This is a genomic window from Polynucleobacter sp. AP-Feld-500C-C5 (genome assembly GCF_018882265.1).
Lineage (GTDB): Bacteria > Pseudomonadota > Gammaproteobacteria > Burkholderiales > Burkholderiaceae > Polynucleobacter.
The window spans coordinates 110,465-127,450 of the sequence record NZ_JACVOW010000022.1 but is presented as its reverse complement, the minus strand read 5'-3'; the positions used below and the strand labels follow the sequence as shown (position 1 = coordinate 127,450).

Here is a 16,986-nt window from a genome sequence, read left to right as displayed (position 1 = left end):
CTTAAATTGGCTTGATCTGAACTTTCCTGAACTTGATCGTTCCGCCTGCAGATTGCAGGGCAATGGGACCTTCAGCAAAGCGACTGTCTTGCGCATCGGCGACAGTAACAACCCCATTCATCGTCACTTTGAAATGCGACCCATTGGCAACGATCTCCATTGTGTTCCAACGTCCACCAGCTTTATGAATCGGATCCACTTTAGCGACATCCACAATTGCGCCGGTAGCATAAGCTTGTTCTGGACGAGTATCCCAGATATTGATTTCATAAGAGTTATTTGCAGAGACTTTATTGGGGTCTTGGCAGCGAATAAAGATGCCACTATTTGTATTGGATTCAGCCCAAAATTCTGCTTTGATAACAAAGTTCTTATAAGTTTTGGTGCTTACCAAAAAACCGCTGGGCTTATTACCTTCAACAATTCCATTGCCAATGACCCAACTCGCGTTACCCACAATATTCCAGCCGTTGAGGCTCACCCCATCAATCATGTCTACAAAACCATCTTGATTTTGTGCATGAGCAACGCTGCTAAAAAGAATGGTTTGAGCACAAAGAAAGAGTGCGGCTAGGAATTTCAAGGTTGATTTCATAGGAGGTCTCCACTGAAGTTATATTATTTATTTGGAACCCATTGATTGTTGCTGATAATGGTGGCGAAGTGCAAGTAGCGGCTTTCCCTGAAAGTTGTCAGACAAAAGTTGATCTACTACGTCTATATTGACCTCAGAATCAAGTAGACTTGCATTATGAATTTGACAAAATCGCGCCTTCTCCTCATTTTTACTATTTTTGCTGCTTTAAACCTTACAGCCTGTGGCTCGATTGAGTCTGCCGCTCAGGATGACTGCACCTCCATTGGTTGGCAAATCGGTAGTAAAGGCTATCAAGACTGCTATAAGGCACGTCTTTACGAGCGGAAGCTAGACTACTCTTTACCCCCAGGCGATAAGCCATCTCCATCCCTTCTCTAATATCAGGGTTTACCCTGATTTCAATCCCTTGAGCGCCGTCAAGGACTTAGGGGTTGAAATAACCCAAAATCAAGCGTTATTTTGCGTTTTAGCTAGTTTTGAGTAGCGCAAATGGATGCATTAAAACGATAAAGATTAGAGAATATGAATCACCCAAAGCCTTCACAAGAAGTTAAAGCAGTTGCAGTGGCTACTGCAGATGATTTGAGGGAGACCATTCGCCGAAAAAGTAAATTAAAAGGTCGTCAAGCAGATGACACATCTTTGGCAGAGGTTCGACAGCTGATTGGTGAGGCAGCCCATCGTCGCGACTTGCTGATTGAAAATCTTCATAAGCTGAATGATGAGTATCGTGCATTACATGATCGACATTTGGTTGCTCTGGCAAAAGAAATGAATTTGCCTATGGCTGAGGTTTATGAAGTCGCCACCTTCTATCATCACTTTGAGGTAGTGCGCGGCAACGATCCTGTGGCGGATATTACTGTGCGCGTATGCGATGGAATTGCTTGTGAATTAGCTGGTGCACAAAACCTATTGGCTAAACTTCCTGCGATTTTAGGAAATCCCAAGGTCAAAGTAATAGCAGCTCCTTGTGTGGGTCGTTGCGAGCAAGCGCCTGTAGCGGTAGTGCATCAATATCCAGTGCTATTTGCTACAGCAGAAAAAGTTAAGGCTGCGGTCAGCAACCAATTAACTACCCAGCCAATGGCAAAAGATGATGCCAGCTTTGATCCGGCGGCATTAGCAGAGCATGGTATATCGCCGCAAGGTGAGAACCAAGCAGTTTCACCTGACTATGTTGGCTATGAGGCTTACCGTGCTCAAGGTGGTTACACATTAGCTAGAGAAATTCATGAAGGCAAGAGAGAAGCTGAGAGTGTAATCAAGGCGATGGAGAGTTCTGGTCTGCGTGGCTTGGGTGGCGCAGGTTTTCCAGCAGGTCGCAAGTGGCGCATCGTGAAAGATCAAACGGCACCTAAACTCATGGCTGTCAATATTGACGAGGGTGAGCCTGGCACTTTTAAGGACCGAACCTATTTAGAGCGTGATCCCCATCGTTTCCTTGAGGGCTTATTCATTGCAGCAAATGTCGTTGGGATTGATGCTTGCTACATTTACTTGCGTGATGAGTATCACGGCTGCCGTGAATTGCTCGAAAAAGAATTAGCAAAGCTCAAAGCAAATCCACCATTTCCGATTCCTAATATTGAATTGCGTCGCGGTGCAGGGGCCTATATCTGCGGTGAAGAATCCGCCATGATTGAAAGTATTGAAGGTAAGCGTGGTGAACCCCGGATGCGTCCGCCATACATCGCACAAGTGGGTTTATTTGGTAGACCAACTCTTGAGCACAACTTTGAAACTCTGTATTGGGTGCGTGACATTGTTCAACGCGGTCCGGAGTGGTTCAGTTCTTTCGGTCGTCATGATCGTAAAGGCTTGCGGAGTTTTAGTGTAAGTGGGCGCGTGAAAATGCCAGGTGTGAAGTTGGCACCAGCTGGTATCACGATTCAAGAATTGATTGATGAGTACTGTGGTGGCATGCAAGATGGTCATCAGTTCTATGGTTATTTACCGGGTGGCGCATCGGGTGGTATTTTGCCGGCGACCATGAATGATATTCCGCTGGACTTTGATACCCTGCAACCGTACGGCTGTTTCATCGGTTCTGCTGCAGTGATGGTGTTTAGTGACAAAGATAAAGCACGTGATATGGCTTTGAATGTGATGTACTTCTTTGAGCACGAGAGTTGTGGTCAGTGCACTCCATGCCGAGTTGGTACCGGTAAAGCTGCGAAATTGATGCAAGCGAAATCATGGGATCAAGAAACCCTCGAAGATTTGGCTACTGTCATGGTAGATGCGTCGATTTGTGGCTTAGGTCAAGCCGCACCAAATCCGATTCGTTGTATTCATAAATATTTCCCACAAGAAATCGTATAAAAAGGGAAGAACGAGACACCTATGAACGCACCAACCAATCCAAAAGAAATCGAACTCCAAACCGTTGAGTTCAAGCTCGACGGCAAGACGATTGTTTCTTATGAAGGCGAAACTATTCTCAAGGCTGCAAAACGTCATGGGATTGATATTCCCCATCTCTGTTTCAAAGATGGTTACCGTCCTGATGGTAACTGCCGAGCTTGCGTTGTGGAAATCAATGGTGAGCGTACCTTAGCTCCAAGTTGCTGCAGAAGTGCAACATCAGGTATGGAAGTTAAAGCCAATAGCGAGCGCGCTATAAAAAGTCAAAAACTGGTACTGGAGATGTTGCTCTCCGATATGCCTGATGAAGGTTTTAAGTGGGTTGGTGATAGCAAAGCAGAAGAACAAAAGCATCAACATGGTGAGCTTAGTACTTGGGCTGCGCGGATGGATGTCACAGTGCGCCCAGAGCTGAAAGCCTTACGGCGTGAAAAAGTTGCTCACGATATTTCCCATCCAGCAATGGCAGTTAATCTTGATGCCTGTATTCAATGTAATCGTTGCGTGCGTGCTTGCCGTGAAGAGCAGGTCAATGATGTCATTGGCTACGCGATGCGTGGGGCCCACAGCGAGATTGTGTTTGATCTCAATGATCCAATGGGTGACAGCACTTGCGTTGCCTGTGGCGAGTGTGTACAAGCATGTCCTACTGGTGCATTGATGCCAAAAGGCTTAATTGGCTCACAAATAGTAGATCGCAAAGTGGATTCTGTATGTCCGTTTTGTGGCGTGGGTTGCCAGATAGCTTACAACGTCAAAGATGAAAAGATTGTGAGTGTTGAGGGTCGCGATGGCCCAGCCAACCATAATCGTTTATGCGTCAAGGGCCGCTTCGGCATGGATTACATCCATAATCCACAGCGCTTAACAAAACCACTCATTCGTAAACCAGGGGTGCCTAAGGATGAATCTATTCTAGAAGGTAAGCAAGACTGGTCAGATATCTTCCGTGAAGCAACTTGGGAAGAGGCTTTGGATTTTGCTGGCGGCAAGCTTAAAGAGTTAAAAGACAAACACGGCCTTAAGGTCTTGGCTGGCTTCGGCTCTGCTAAAGGTAGTAATGAAGAGGCGTATTTATTCCAGAAATTAGTTCGTACTGGATTTGGTAGCAACAACGTTGATCACTGCACTCGTCTTTGCCATGCCTCATCTGTTGCAGCGCTATTAGAAGGTGTTGGTTCGGGCGCTGTTAGTAACCAAGTCAATGATGTTGAGCACTCCAGTTTGATTTTCTTGATTGGATCAAACCCAACAGCTAATCATCCTGTTGCTGCAACTTGGTTTAAGAATGCTGCTAAACGCGGTGCCAAGATTGTGCTGTGCGATCCTCGTATGACCGAGATCAGTAAACATGCTTGGCGCACCATGCAATTCAAGCCAGATACCGATGTGGCAATGCTCAATGCCATGATCTATACGATTATTGAAGAAGGTTTGGCAGACAAAGACTTCATTACGAATCGTGCCAATAATTATGAAGCGCTAAAAGACAATATCAAGGGCTATAGCCCTGAAGCTATGGCGCCGATCTGCGGTATTCCACCCGAAAATCTGCGTGAAGTGGCTAGAGAGTTTGCCACTACAAAATCAGCGATGATTTTGTGGGGTATGGGTATTAGCCAGCACGTTCATGGCACAGATAATGCACGCTGCTTAATCGCCTTGGTGAGCATCACCGGCCAAATTGGCAAGCCTGGCTCAGGACTGCATCCACTGCGCGGTCAAAATAACGTGCAGGGTGCTAGTGATGCTGGTTTGATTCCGATGATGTTCCCTAACTATCAACGAGTTGATAATCCAGAAGCGCATGCTTGGTTTGAAAAATTCTGGGGAACGCCTCTTGATAAGAAGCCTGGCTATACCGTGGTAGAGATCATGCATAAGATTACTGCGCCTGATAGTGATCCAGATAAAATTCGCGGTATGTATGTCGAGGGTGAAAACCCAGCAATGAGCGACCCCGATCTTAATCATGCTCGCCATGCACTAGCCTCTCTAGAGCATTTGGTAGTGCAGGATATCTTTATGACTGAAACCGCATTGCTCGCTGACGTTGTTTTACCTGCAAGTGCTTGGCCTGAGAAGGTCGGTACTGCAAGCAATACGGACCGTATGGTGCAGATGGGTAAAAAAGCAATCAATCCTCCTGGCGAAGCTAAGCCAGATCTGTGGATCATTCAAGAGATTGCTAAGCGTATGGACCTCAATTGGAATTACCCAGGTCCTGATGCTGGAGTTGCAGCAGTCTATGAAGAAATGCGTCAAGCAATGCATGGCGCAATTAAAGGCATTACTTGGGAGCGCCTTGAAAAAGAATCGAGTGTCACTTACCCTTGTTTATCACTTGAAGATCCTGGTCGTCCAATTGTTTTTGATGACTCTTTTGATACTCCTGACGGCAAAGTCAAACTCGTTCCTGCGGATATCATTCCTGCAAATGAGCGCCCCGATACTGAATATCCATTTGTACTGATTACTGGTCGTCAGTTGGAGCATTGGCATACCGGTAGTATGACGCGCCGTGCAACCATACTGGATGCAATCGAGCCCATGGCAACTGTCTCAATGCATGGGGAAGATATGACCCAGTTAGGCGTTTCTGCTGGTGATGTCATTACTGTGCAATCACGTCGTGGCGAAGTTGGTATCCATGTACGTAGAGATGATGGTACGCCAAGGGGTGTGATCTTCATACCATTTGCTTACTATGAAGCTGCGGCAAATTTGATTACCAATTCAGCATTAGATCCATTTGGCAAAATCCCAGAATTTAAATATTGTGCAGTCAAGCTCGCTAAGGGCGGTGATGTTGCCAAGATTATGGGCTACGGCACTAATGCACCAAATGGACCAGAGTTAACCGTCAATATCTAAGCGTCTATCCGTTCAGATTTATTGCAGTAAAAAGACTCCAAAAATGGAGCCTTTTTACCTAGAGCTCACGAATTTGATTTGCCCTTTAGAATGATCCCTCTATGGCAAGTTCATCACCATCACCCTCACCCTCCCAAAACCAAGCTGAGTTACCAGTTCTCATTATTGGGGCAGGATTAGCCGGTTTAACCGTTGCTCTACACATGGCTGAGAACCAGCCAGTCATCTTGATGGCCAAACGGGGCTTGAGTGAAGCTGCCACTGCTTGGGCCCAAGGTGGCATTGTTGGCGTGGTGGATAAAGAACATGACAGTATTGACTCTCATGTGGCCGACACTATAGATGCCGGTGCTGGACTGGTAGTGGAGTCAACTGCTCGCTACATCGCTGAAGAGAGTGCTGAAGCCATTAAATGGTTGGTGGAGCAAGGCGTTCCCTTTACCGAAGATAAGTCTGGTCCCATGGGTTTGCATCTCACTCGTGAAGGTGGCCATAGTCATCGTCGAATTGCGCATGCTGCTGATGCAACTGGTAAGGCGATTCATGAAGTGTTGCTGGATAAAGCAAGGGCCCATAAAAATATCCGAATTTTGGAACATTGGATTGCACTCGATCTCATTACCAATCGTCAACTAGATGCTAAGACACAGCGTAGCAAGCCAAATCGGTGTTATGGCGTATATGCCTTAGATATTCAAAAGAATCGTGTTGAAACAATTGAAGCCAAGTCAGTAGTCTTAGCTACCGGTGGTGTTGGCAAAGTCTATCGCTACACTAGTAATCCTGATACTGCCACTGGCGATGGTATTGCCATGGCTTGGCGTGCAGGTTGCCGTGTTGGCAATATGGAATTTATTCAATTTCATCCTACCTGTTTGTATCACCCCAGTGATCGTACCTTCCTCATTACTGAAGCAATGCGTGGTGAGGGTGGCTTATTGAAACTGCCCGATGGCACTCGTTTTATGCCAGCCCATGATGAGCGCAATGAATTAGCTCCCCGCGATATCGTGGCGCGTGCCATCGACTTTGAAATGAAGAAGCATGGTCTTGATTATGTTCATTTAGATGCGACTCATCTTGGCGAAGCATTTATTAAAGAGCATTTCCCAATGATTTACGCGCGTTGCTTAAGTCTTGGCTTGGATATCACCAAAAAGCCAATACCGGTTGTACCTGCAGCGCATTACACCTGTGGTGGCGTCGTAACCGATCTTAAGGGCCGCACTGATTTACCAGGCCTATATGCAGTTGGTGAAGCAACCTACACAGGTTTGCATGGCGCCAATCGTTTGGCGAGTAATTCACTTCTCGAGTGCGTGGTGATTGGTAAAGCTGCAGCAGAAGATATCTCGAATCTAAAGACTCCAGTAATGCCACATCTTCCTCTTTGGGATGAGAGTCAGGTAGAAGATGCTGATGAGCAGGTGGTGATCTCTCATAACTGGGATGAATTACGTTCTTTGATGTGGAACTACGTTGGCATTGTGAGAACCAATCGCCGATTAGAGCGCGCGCTCCACCGAATTAAACTTCTCAGATATGAAGTGCAAGAATATTACGCCAACTTTAAAGTGACGCGAGATCTGATTGAGTTGCGGAACTTGCTGGAGTGTGCTGAGCTCATTGTCAGATCAGCACTCATGCGCAGAGAAAGCAGGGGATTGCATTACAGCCGCGATTACCCAGGTACTTGGGCGGTCTCATATCCAACGATTTTGACCCCTCAAGCTGAGGGTAGCTCAGAAAATTCTGAGACCTAAGCGATTTATAGAGTGCCCTTTAGAACGGCCTCTTTAATATGTTTACTCAAGCGGGTTTGCCAGCCTTTACCGCTCGCACGTAATTTTTCTAAGATATCTGAATCCAATCTAAGACTTAGCATTTCCTTTGCATTCTGAATTGGAGGGCGACCAACACCTCGCTTAATTAAAGTATCGCCAACATAAACATGTGCATCTCGAAACCACTGCTCATCCAGTTCGGGCGCGTCATCCGGATCAACCCAATCTTTCGATATATTTTTTAATTTCACGTTCATTTGCTCTCCTTAAGCTGATGATCCTTCTGGTGTTACCTCTATACGTCCAAACCAACACAACTGGAAGGTGATCTAAATAGCCAAAAGTGATCATCCTTGTTTCCCCATAATTCTTTCTATCGTCTAGCTGGTCCATATGGGACAAAGCAAAGACTTCGTTTGCTCTCGCCATGTCTAACCCCCTTACAAAAAGGGTAATTTCACGCTTCACATCATCAAACTCGATCACGTATCCACCCAATTAATGTATATACAAAAATAATCAATGTCAATACAAAAATTGAGAAAGAGACGGCGGGCCCAATTAATGCAAGGACATTAGTCTAGAAATGAAAAACCCCACTGCATATCAGTAGGGTTTGAAGAGTTTGTCAGTCAAAGACTGATGAAGAGAGGTGCTACAAAATTCTCATTGAGAAATCTACGGCATTCACATCCTTGGTTAGCTTGCCTAGTGAAATACGATCAACGCCAGTAGCAGCAATCGCGCGCATCTGATCTAAGTTAATGCCCCCCGAAGCCTCTAACAGTGCGCGACCTGCAGTAATGGCAACAGCTTGTTTCATTTGATCGGTATTAAAGTTATCAATCAAGATACTCTTGGCACCAGCAGCCAAAGCTTCTTCCAATTCCGCAAAGTTTTCTACTTCAATCTGAATCTCGACTCCAGCATTGAGTGCTTGGGCATTCTTTAAGGCTGCAGTAACACTACCTGCAGCAGCGATATGATTCTCTTTAATGAGGATGCCGTGCCATAGTGCGAGTCGTTGATTTTGGCCCCCGCCTATACGAACCGCATACTTCTGCGCCTGACGTAAACCAGGAATTGTTTTACGGGTATCCAATACAGTACAGCCTTTTGGATTAGGGCTGGCTCCGGCAATCGCATCAACGTGTTGACGAGTAATACTGGCAGTCCAAGATAAGGTTTGCAAGAAGTTAATGCAAGTACGCTCAGCAGACAGAAGGGCTTGAGAGTCAGCTTCTATATCGCATACCTTAGTATCAGGCTTCATCAAGTCCCCTTCGATGTAATGCCAAGTTACCCTTGCATTGGGATCGAGTTTCTTGAGCGTACCTTCAAACCAATCTACACCGCAGAGCACTGCTTCTTGGCGAACAATTAGTTGTGCCTGCACTGTTTTATTGGGAACTAACTTGGCAGTCCAATCACCCTTGCCAATATCTTCCATGAGCGCATCCTGAATATTGCGTTGGCGAGCTTGCTCTAAGGTTTCGTTGGTATCAAGCATGAAAGAATTATTAATATATAAAACTAAAAGTAAAAAAGCTAAGCAGCGCCAATATTCTTGACAAAGCCATGCTGTGCTTTGGCTAAAAGATCAGGGTGGTTTTTAGTAAAGTCCAGCATGCGCTCAATACAAACCAAAGCTTTTGTTCGAGTAGGTTCTTCAACAAAGATTTCACCAGAAGTATTTTCCAGGCAATCTAAAATACCTTGAAGACCATTCATCGCCATCCAAGGACAGTGAGCGCAACTCTTACAGGTGGCGCTATTACCGGCAGTGGGAGCCTCAATCAATTTCTTGTTAGGGGCTAACTGGCGCATGCGATGCAAGATACCCTTATCCGTGGCCACAATGTATTCGCTTGCAGTACCTTCAACCACTGCTTTGATCATGGCTGAAGTTGAGCCAACGACATCAGCCAAATCAACCACAGCTTGGGGTGACTCGGGATGCACCAAGATCATGGCATTGGGATGGGCAGCTTTGAGAATTTCTAATTCAGCCGCTTTAAATTCATCATGCACGATACAGGCACCATTCCATAACAACATATCAGCACCAGTCTGTTCTTGAATATACCTACCGAGATGTCGATCCGGTGCCCATAATATTTTTTTACCTTCAACTTTAAGTTGATGCACAATTGCTAAAGCGCAAGAGCTAGTGACCATCCAATCCGCTTGTGCTTTTACTGCAGCACTCGTATTGGCATACACCACCACAACTCGATCAGGATGGTCTGCACGAAATTTGGCAAAGTCATTGGCATCACAACCAAGATCTAAGGAGCAGGTTGCATCTAAGTCTGGCATAAAGATACGTTTTTCAGGGCTGAGAATCTTTGCTGACTCACCCATAAAACGAACGCCGGCAACAATGAGATTCTTGGCAGGATGGTTCTTGCCAAACCTTGCCATTTCTAGAGAGTCAGCTACAAAGCCACCAGTCTCCAAAGCCAAGTCTTGGATATCGCCATCAACATAGTAGTGAGCAATCAGAGCAGCATCTTTTTCAATCAAGAGCTGCTTGATGCGGGCAATGACAGTTGCTTTTTCAGGGGCTGCTAAATAAGGCGGGACCTTTGCCCATGCTTGGGCAGTACAGGTAACCCCAGCAGCATCTTGCTGAGGATAGTCAAAGGCAATCGGGGCGCTAACAGTTGAATTCATACGAAATCTTAATCCAGTCCCGATATTTTTGCGTCGTCACTAAAACGGCAACTTCGCATCTGGCTTGGCAGCCAACAGAACAGCTTTAAACTCTGCCTGAATACGCTTAATCGCTTCTTCACTATCTGCTTCAAAGCGCATCACGACCACTGGAGTGGTATTGGAGGGTCTTGCTAAGCCAAAGCCGTCGGCATATTCCACGCGCACACCATCAATCGTATTAATCGATTGAGAGCTGGGGAACTTAGCATTGGCTTTAATGCTGTCTAGCAAAGTAAATGGCTCACCCTCTGCACAAGCGAGCTGTAGTTCTGGAGTGCAAATAGCATTAGGCAGTTCATTGAGCGTCTTGCTAGGATCTTTTTCTTTAGAGAGGATTTCTAAAAGACGAGCAGCTGTATAGAGACCATCATCAAAACCAAACCAACGGTCCTTAAAGAAGATGTGACCCGACATTTCACCAGCAAGGGGTGCACCAGTTTCTTTAAGCTTGGCCTTCACTAAAGAGTGACCGGTTTTCCACATCAAGGGTTCGCCACCATGCTGCTTAACCCAGGTGGCTAAGTTACGCGTACATTTCACGTCATAAATAATCTGACCGCCAGGATTTCTAGAGAGAACATCCTTAGCAAAAAGCATCATTTGACGATCTGGAAAAATCACTTGGCCATCTTTAGTCACAACACCTAAACGATCAGCGTCACCATCAAAGGCAAGACCTAATTCGTTATCCGTGTTTTGCAAATTTTTAATCAGGTCCTGAAGATTCTCAAGATGTGCTGGGTCAGGGTGATGATTGGGAAAATGACCATCGACTTCACAAAACAGCTCTTGTACTTCGCAACCGAGAGCCCTAAAGAGTTTGCCAGCAAACGCACCGCCCACGCCATTACCGCAATCGACGGCAATTTTCATCGGGCGTGAAATTTTGACATCACCTACGATGTACTTGAGATACATCGGGAAAATATCAAAGCTACTGCGAGTGCCGAGTTTATTAGATTCGTCAGCAGCAAATTGTTTGGCTTCAATACGTTTACGCAAGGCCTGAATCTGATCCCCATAAATCGCAGCACCACCTAGAACCATTTTGAAGCCGTTGTAGTTTGGTGGATTATGGCTGCCGGTAATCATGATGCCGGACTTGGGCTGTTTACCATCAAGGATTTGATTCGCACCGAAGTAGACCATTGGGGTAGCAACCATACCCAGATCAATCACGTTAATGCCAGTGGGGAGTAGACCTTCAGTTAAGGCTTCAATCAGGCTCGGTCCAGATAAGCGACCATCACGACCAATCACAATTTCCGTCTCGCCAAGCTCGCGCATCTCAGTACCAAAGGCTTGACCAATGAGTTTGGCAATCGATGGATCTAGGGTTTCATTGATGATGCCGCGAATGTCATAAGCCTTAAAGATAGATGGAGAGAGTTGCATGAAACACCCTTAAATGAAAGGAAGCGCTGGGCGCAAAATAAATAAAAAAATTAAGAATTTGAATTCAGGAAATTAATGCGCTCGGCAGTGATAGCATCCACACTCTCATTGGCAACAACTTGGTCTGAGCCACTCGCTAATGCTTTTTCAATTGGCTTTGCCAACACCTTCCCATACTCAACACCAGGTTGATCAAAGCTATTGATATTCCAGAGCGCACCCAAAGTAGCAGCACGGTTCTCGTACAAGGCTAGTAATGCACCTAAATAGAAAGCATTGAGTTCAGGCAGTAGTAGTAAGTTGCTTGGGCGCTTACCTGGATAAACATTATTTGGATTGTTATCAGTCTTGCCGTGCGCTAAAGCCTGAGCCTGAGCCAAGCAGTTCGATAACAAAATACGATGATGCGCTTCGGACTCAGGTCGAGCGCTCATGGGTTTGCGTACAGCAATAAAATCAATCGGAATGATTTCAGGGCCTTGGTGGAATAGCTGGAAGTAGGAGTGTTGCGCATTGCTACCCGCACTACCAAATACTACTGGTGAAGAATTTTTCACTGGCTTGCCATCTTTACCAACACTCTTGCCATTGCTTTCCATGTCCAGTTGTTGCAACCATTTCGGAAACCAATCTAAAGCATCTGCATAGGGAATGGCGGCATACGCTTTAATACCATGCTTTTCTTGTTGATACAGTAAAGCTAGCGCCATGATGACGGGTAGATTATTTTCTAGGGGTGCATTCTTAAAATGCAAATCCATTGCATGTGCACCAGCCAAAAATTCCTCAAAGGTCTTAAAGCCATATTGCAAGGCAATGGGTAAGCCTACTGCTGACCAAACAGAGTAACGGCCGCCAACCCAATCCCAGAATGGAAAGATATGATCATCTGCTATACCAAACTCTTTGGCAGCAGGTACATTAGCAGTTACCGCAAATAAGGCTTTAGCAATCTGACCTTTTGTGCAGTTGTTATCTTTCAACCAAGCGACTACTGCCTTGGCATTCATGGTGGTCTCTAGGGTCGTAAAGGACTTTGAAACAATAATCACGCGAGTGCTATTGGGTTGTGCGCGATCCAGAATTCGGGCTAATTCAGCGGTATCAATATTGGCTAGAAAATGCATCCGCATGCCACGACTCTCAATGTCGGGCACATGGGCTAGTGCTTCAATGGCCAAGCGTGGTCCAAAGTCTGAACCACCAATACCAATGTGAATAACATCGGTAACACCAACCCATTTATTGCAGAGCGCTTCAATCCTTCGCCAAACATCCGTCACGGCAGGCATGACATCTTGTCCGTCTAAGATAACTGGCGATTTTGAAAAGTTGCGCAGTGCTGAATGCAGAGCGGGGCGATCTTCGCTTTGGTTGATATGCTTGCCAGCGAACATATCAGCGATAAATTCTGGAAGCTTAGACTTACGCGCTAGCTTAAATAGATCAGACCAATTATCAGAATCAATCCCTTGATAGGCCGTATCTAAAACAACATCGACTGCAGTGTGCGCTCCATTCGGTATGCTGCCGTGGAGGTTTTGAGCACTGTGCACGTTGTTCGAATCTGGCTTTGAAGACATATCTTGATTTTATCAATAAGGGGGTCAAGAACCCCTAAAACACTGAAAATGTTAGGATTTCGGTATATTGTGTGTCATCAAATAGTCATAAATAGAGATAAATAGATCAGCAAGTAAGTAAATAGACAAAACGAATATAGGCGGGGATGGATGGAGCAGGTTGATTGTGTTGTAGTGGGTGCTGGTGTTGTCGGACTCGCTGTCGCCCGTGAAATGGCACTTCAAGGTCGAGAGACCATCTTGCTTGAGCGCGAAAGTGCGTTTGGCACTATCAGCAGCGCCCGAAATAGCGAGGTGATTCATGCTGGCATCTACTATCCCAAAGACTCACTCAAAGCCAAACTTTGTGTAGAGGGGAATCGCCTGCTCTATGACTATTGCCGCAGTCATCAAGTAGCCACTCAGCCCTACGGCAAGCTCATTGTCGCTGCTGATGAAACACAGATTGATGACTTGCAAGCGATTCTCTACAAAGCCCAAAATAATGGCGTACCAGAGATCAAAATGATTTCAGGTAACGAGGCAATAGCGCTAGAGCCCAAGCTCAGATGTGTGGCAGCGATTTTGTCTGCAACTACGGGTATTGTCGATAGCCATGGTTATATGCTCTCGCTGCTGGGTGGCTTTGAAGATGCGGGTGGCATGGTCGCTTATCAATCACCATTAATAAGCGTTAAGCCTGTTGGCAAAAATGCGGAAGGTGGATATGAATTACTTGTTGGTGCTGCCGATGGCGCTGATAGTATGAGAATTCAGACAAAGTTACTCATCAATTGCGCCGGTATGAGTGCGCCAGCAGTAGCTCACAAAATTGAAGGACTCATGCAAGAGCAAATACCTAAAGCCTATTTTGCAAAAGGTAACTACTTTTCTTTATCTGGTAAATCGCCATTCACGCATTTGATTTATCCCATTCCTGAGCCTGGAGGTTTAGGAGTTCATCTGACTTTAGATATGGCTGGCCAAGCCAAGTTTGGGCCTGATGTGGAATGGTTGGATATTGATGCTGAAGAGCAAATTGATTACACCGTTAACCCAAAGCGAGGAGAGGGCTTCTATGAGGCTGTGAGACGCTATTGGCCAGACCTTAAAGATGGTTCCTTGCAACCTGATTACTCTGGGGTAAGAGCCAAAATTGTTCCTGCTAATACTCCAGCAGGAGACTTTTGCTTCAATAGTCCGCAAGACCATGGCCTGCATGGGCTCTACAACCTATATGGCTTTGAGTCCCCAGGGCTCACATCTAGCCTTGCTATTGCGAAGCATTTAGAAGAGCAAATCAAAAAGTCTTTATAATATGGGGCTTGAATCAAATCTGATTCCAGCGAATGGAAGAGTGGCAGAGCGGTTGAATGCACCAGTCTTGAAAACTGGCGAGGATGAAAGTCCTCCGTGAGTTCGAATCTCACCTCTTCCGCCAAAATATCAAATGAAAAGGGGCTCAGTAGCCCTTTTTTGATTTAGAAACTGGCTGCCAAGCCAATTGAAGTGCCTCTCACATTCAGGCCGAACTGGTAGCGGAATACAAGACGTATCCTGCTGAATATGGGATCTGATGCACTTCGATCCAGCTCAATACCAGTTCCGAGAGACGACAGCGAGCTAAATCCGAGTGTTCCACGTAAATCGCCTAAAAATTGAGTATTGGCTACTTCAAAAACTGCTCTGAGCGGTCTGTCTAGTGCCATAAAAGGCGTGGGAATTCTGCTGCGTGCCCAAAACGATAGACTTTGTGAATCGGCGGATCCTTGAACTGCGGTGGAGCTATCAAAAGTTTGGATGCCAATATTGGTGTAACGCAATTCGATATCAATTTCTTGATCAGGTTTGTAGTTCTCATAATCAAGCATTACCGATCCTCCTAGTCCATAGGAGTTCATCCGACCACTATTAATAAACTGTAAATTGATGTCACGATTATTATTTATATAACGTGTGGCAATAGAAGCATCACTTTCTAAATGTCCAAGCATGACATTAGCTATGGGCCTAAAACGTAATTGATCTGTAATAGGGAAGTCCCAGCCGATACCGCCTGTTCCAGTGATGCTATTCCAATACATGGGTATGTTCACAGAGCTATTGCCAACCCCGTCAGTAAATGTTGGGTTATAGCGATTGAATGCTATTGTTCCTTCTATATAGAGTGGGAAATTGGCGCCAATACGATCTCCTCCGCCTAGTGAAGTCATTTGTAAGTCAGATCTACCACTGCTGCTTGAATTGATTTTTAGATTTCCTGTGGTGACATCTGGTGTCAGCGAGTATCCAGTGATCGTCATCAAAGCATCTGCACGCTTTTTTAAATAGTTGGTGCCCGCATCCTGAAGGGGTGTCTGAGCATTCACGGGATGCGTGATGCACAAAAGATATAGGGCTAATAAATATAAATGTTTCACTGATGGGTAAATATAAAACACCACAATCTATGGTTTAAATGCCCCGCCAGCTTCGAGCACCTTGAGTTCATCACCAGTAATACCCAGCTCTGCTAATAATTCACTAGTATGTTCACCCAATAAAGGGGGATGCTTATGAACTTGTTGCGGCGTACCCATCAGCTTGACTGCAAAACCAATATTAGGAACCTTGCCTTCAATTGGGTGATCAATTTCCATGCGCATATTACGATGGCGACCATGCTCGCTATTAAAGGCCTGCGGATAAGTATTGATCGGACCCGCTGGAATGCCTGCAGCTAATAAAGCACCCACCCATTCATCACTCGTTTTACTGATAAATGTTTTTTCAAGTTCAGCAGCCAACTCAAGACGATTGGCTAAGCGTAGAGGATTGGTTTTAAAGCGCTCATCCTCAAAGAGTTCTGAGCGTCCAATCTTTTCACAAAGAAGCTTCCAGAGTTTTTGATTAGTGGCACCCATCACGAAGTAGCCATCAGAGGCTTTCATGGCTTGGTAAGGAGCACTCATATGATTGGCTGTGCCCAATTTATAGGGCTCAACACCCGTTCCCCAGTATTGCGCCGTATCCCAAATGGAAAACGCTAATGCAGAATCGAATAGGGAGGCGTCAATAAATTGCCCCTCACCCGATTTGGTTTTGCCAATATAGGCAGACAAAATTCCATAAACCGCAAACAGAGCGCAACCGATATCAGCTACTGGCACGCCCGCCTTAACCGGCGGACCATCGGGGTAGCCGGTAACACTCATTACGCCAGACATGGCTTGCGCCATCAAATCAAAACCAGGACGATCTGCCCAGGGTCCTGTTTGTCCAAAGCCAGAGATGCTGGCATAGACCAAGCCGGGATTCATCTTTTGCAGCGCGGGGTAGTCAATCCCGAGTTTTTTCATCACGCCGGGTCGATAGTTTTCTACTAAGATATCGGCAGTTTTAACAAGCTCAAAGAATACTTTTTTCCCTGCTTCTGTTTTGAGATTGAGGGTAAGACTGCGTTTATTACGATTCATGTTCAGAAAGCCCATGCTATCTGAGCCTTTCATCTTAAATCCCATGGCACCACGAGTTTGATCACCAGTGCCCGGTGGTTCAATCTTGATGACATCAGCGCCCAAGTCAGCCAAGAGCATGCAGCAGTAGGGGCCAGCCATCACTTGGCTCACATCCAGCACTCTCACTCCAGATAGGGGGAGGGGTTTAGTGCCTGCTTTCGTAGGTGTTTTCGTCATTGTCTCGATGGTTT

The 16,986-nt window shown here is 45.7% G+C and carries 14 protein-coding genes and 1 tRNA gene; 6 read left to right on the top strand and 9 right to left on the bottom strand.

Annotated features, from left to right (window positions below; translation table 11 throughout):
* Position 1: 1 nt before the first annotated feature.
* The gene (locus tag ICN21_RS07000) at positions 2–595 is read right to left on the bottom strand and encodes a DUF1080 domain-containing protein (protein WP_215296884.1); all 594 of its coding nucleotides are present in this window, start codon (positions 593–595) and stop codon (positions 2–4) included.
* Between the two features lie 156 nt (positions 596–751).
* Between ICN21_RS07000 and ICN21_RS06995 the strand changes: the two genes are divergently transcribed.
* The 4 genes from ICN21_RS06995 to nadB all read left to right on the top strand — a co-directional run bounded on the left by ICN21_RS06995 (position 752) and on the right by nadB (position 7,602).
* Entirely contained in the window at positions 752–976 is a 225-nt protein-coding gene (locus tag ICN21_RS06995; RefSeq protein WP_216127391.1) for a hypothetical protein, read from the top strand.
* A 144-nt stretch (positions 977–1,120) separates the two neighbouring features.
* The gene (locus tag ICN21_RS06990) at positions 1,121–2,923 is read left to right on the top strand and encodes an NAD(P)H-dependent oxidoreductase subunit E (RefSeq protein ID WP_216177820.1); all 1,803 of its coding nucleotides are present in this window, start codon (positions 1,121–1,123) and stop codon (positions 2,921–2,923) included.
* A 21-nt stretch (positions 2,924–2,944) separates the two neighbouring features.
* Positions 2,945–5,839 carry a formate dehydrogenase subunit alpha gene (gene fdhF, locus ICN21_RS06985; RefSeq protein WP_216177819.1) on the top strand — a complete coding sequence of 965 codons (2,895 nt, stop codon included), beginning with the start codon at positions 2,945–2,947 and terminating at the stop codon, positions 5,837–5,839.
* Positions 5,840–5,940: 101 nt separating this feature from the next.
* Positions 5,941–7,602 (top strand): L-aspartate oxidase, encoded by a 1,662-nt coding sequence (gene nadB / locus ICN21_RS06980; RefSeq protein ID WP_216177818.1) that lies wholly within the window; start codon positions 5,941–5,943, stop codon positions 7,600–7,602.
* Positions 7,603–7,607: 5 nt separating this feature from the next.
* Here the strand turns inward: nadB and ICN21_RS06975 are convergent, their stop codons facing one another.
* The 6 genes from ICN21_RS06975 to pgi form a co-directional block, all read right to left on the bottom strand.
* Complete coding sequence (locus ICN21_RS06975; protein ID WP_215320336.1) at positions 7,608–7,880, bottom strand: BrnA antitoxin family protein; 273 nt, start codon at positions 7,878–7,880, stop codon at positions 7,608–7,610.
* Positions 7,840–8,052, bottom strand: a complete 213-nt coding sequence (locus ICN21_RS06970; RefSeq protein WP_251370098.1) for a BrnT family toxin — start codon at positions 8,050–8,052, stop codon at positions 7,840–7,842. Before ICN21_RS06970 ends, ICN21_RS06975 begins: the two co-directional genes overlap by 41 nt.
* 226 nt (positions 8,053–8,278) lie before the next feature.
* Positions 8,279–9,133 (bottom strand): carboxylating nicotinate-nucleotide diphosphorylase, encoded by an 855-nt coding sequence (gene nadC, locus ICN21_RS06965; RefSeq protein WP_216177817.1) that lies wholly within the window; start codon positions 9,131–9,133, stop codon positions 8,279–8,281.
* Between the two features lie 38 nt (positions 9,134–9,171).
* Positions 9,172–10,299, bottom strand: coding sequence for a quinolinate synthase NadA (gene nadA, locus ICN21_RS06960; protein WP_216177816.1), 1,128 nt, complete (start codon positions 10,297–10,299; stop codon positions 9,172–9,174).
* 39 nt (positions 10,300–10,338) lie between these two features.
* Entirely contained in the window at positions 10,339–11,736 is a 1,398-nt protein-coding gene (locus ICN21_RS06955) for a phosphomannomutase/phosphoglucomutase (RefSeq protein WP_216177815.1), read from the bottom strand.
* Positions 11,737–11,786: 50 nt separating this feature from the next.
* Positions 11,787–13,319 carry a glucose-6-phosphate isomerase gene (pgi, locus tag ICN21_RS06950; protein WP_216177814.1) on the bottom strand — a complete coding sequence of 511 codons (1,533 nt, stop codon included), beginning with the start codon at positions 13,317–13,319 and terminating at the stop codon, positions 11,787–11,789.
* Positions 13,320–13,469: 150 nt separating this feature from the next.
* On the opposite strand from pgi, the gene ICN21_RS06945 reads away from it, so the two are divergent.
* Positions 13,470–14,615 (top strand): NAD(P)/FAD-dependent oxidoreductase, encoded by a 1,146-nt coding sequence (locus tag ICN21_RS06945; protein WP_216177813.1) that lies wholly within the window; start codon positions 13,470–13,472, stop codon positions 14,613–14,615.
* A gap of 34 nt (positions 14,616–14,649) precedes the next feature.
* A tRNA-Ser gene (locus ICN21_RS06940) sits at positions 14,650–14,739 on the top strand.
* A 40-nt stretch (positions 14,740–14,779) separates the two neighbouring features.
* Here ICN21_RS06940 and ICN21_RS06935 read toward each other — a convergent pair.
* A complete protein-coding gene (locus ICN21_RS06935; RefSeq protein WP_370624072.1) occupies positions 14,780–15,718 on the bottom strand; it encodes a hypothetical protein in 939 nt (312 codons plus the stop codon).
* Positions 15,719–15,745: 27 nt separating this feature from the next.
* Positions 15,746–16,972, bottom strand: coding sequence for a CaiB/BaiF CoA-transferase family protein (locus tag ICN21_RS06930; RefSeq protein WP_216177812.1), 1,227 nt, complete (start codon positions 16,970–16,972; stop codon positions 15,746–15,748).
* Positions 16,973–16,986 lie beyond the last annotated feature (14 nt).

Coding starts and splice junctions, on each gene's coding strand:
- ICN21_RS07000 (WP_215296884.1), bottom strand. CDS start 595: ATGAAATCAACCTTGAAATTCCTAGCCGCACTCTTTCTTTGTGCTCAA.
- ICN21_RS06995 (WP_216127391.1), top strand. CDS start 752: ATGAATTTGACAAAATCGCGCCTTCTCCTCATTTTTACTATTTTTGCT.
- ICN21_RS06990 (WP_216177820.1), top strand. CDS start 1,121: ATGAATCACCCAAAGCCTTCACAAGAAGTTAAAGCAGTTGCAGTGGCT.
- fdhF (WP_216177819.1), top strand. CDS start 2,945: ATGAACGCACCAACCAATCCAAAAGAAATCGAACTCCAAACCGTTGAG.
- nadB (WP_216177818.1), top strand. CDS start 5,941: ATGGCAAGTTCATCACCATCACCCTCACCCTCCCAAAACCAAGCTGAG.
- ICN21_RS06975 (WP_215320336.1), bottom strand. CDS start 7,880: ATGAACGTGAAATTAAAAAATATATCGAAAGATTGGGTTGATCCGGAT.
- ICN21_RS06970 (WP_251370098.1), bottom strand. CDS start 8,052: ATGGCGAGAGCAAACGAAGTCTTTGCTTTGTCCCATATGGACCAGCTA.
- nadC (WP_216177817.1), bottom strand. CDS start 9,133: ATGCTTGATACCAACGAAACCTTAGAGCAAGCTCGCCAACGCAATATT.
- nadA (WP_216177816.1), bottom strand. CDS start 10,299: ATGAATTCAACTGTTAGCGCCCCGATTGCCTTTGACTATCCTCAGCAA.
- ICN21_RS06955 (WP_216177815.1), bottom strand. CDS start 11,736: ATGCAACTCTCTCCATCTATCTTTAAGGCTTATGACATTCGCGGCATC.
- pgi (WP_216177814.1), bottom strand. CDS start 13,319: ATGTCTTCAAAGCCAGATTCGAACAACGTGCACAGTGCTCAAAACCTC.
- ICN21_RS06945 (WP_216177813.1), top strand. CDS start 13,470: ATGGAGCAGGTTGATTGTGTTGTAGTGGGTGCTGGTGTTGTCGGACTC.
- ICN21_RS06930 (WP_216177812.1), bottom strand. CDS start 16,972: ATGACGAAAACACCTACGAAAGCAGGCACTAAACCCCTCCCCCTATCT.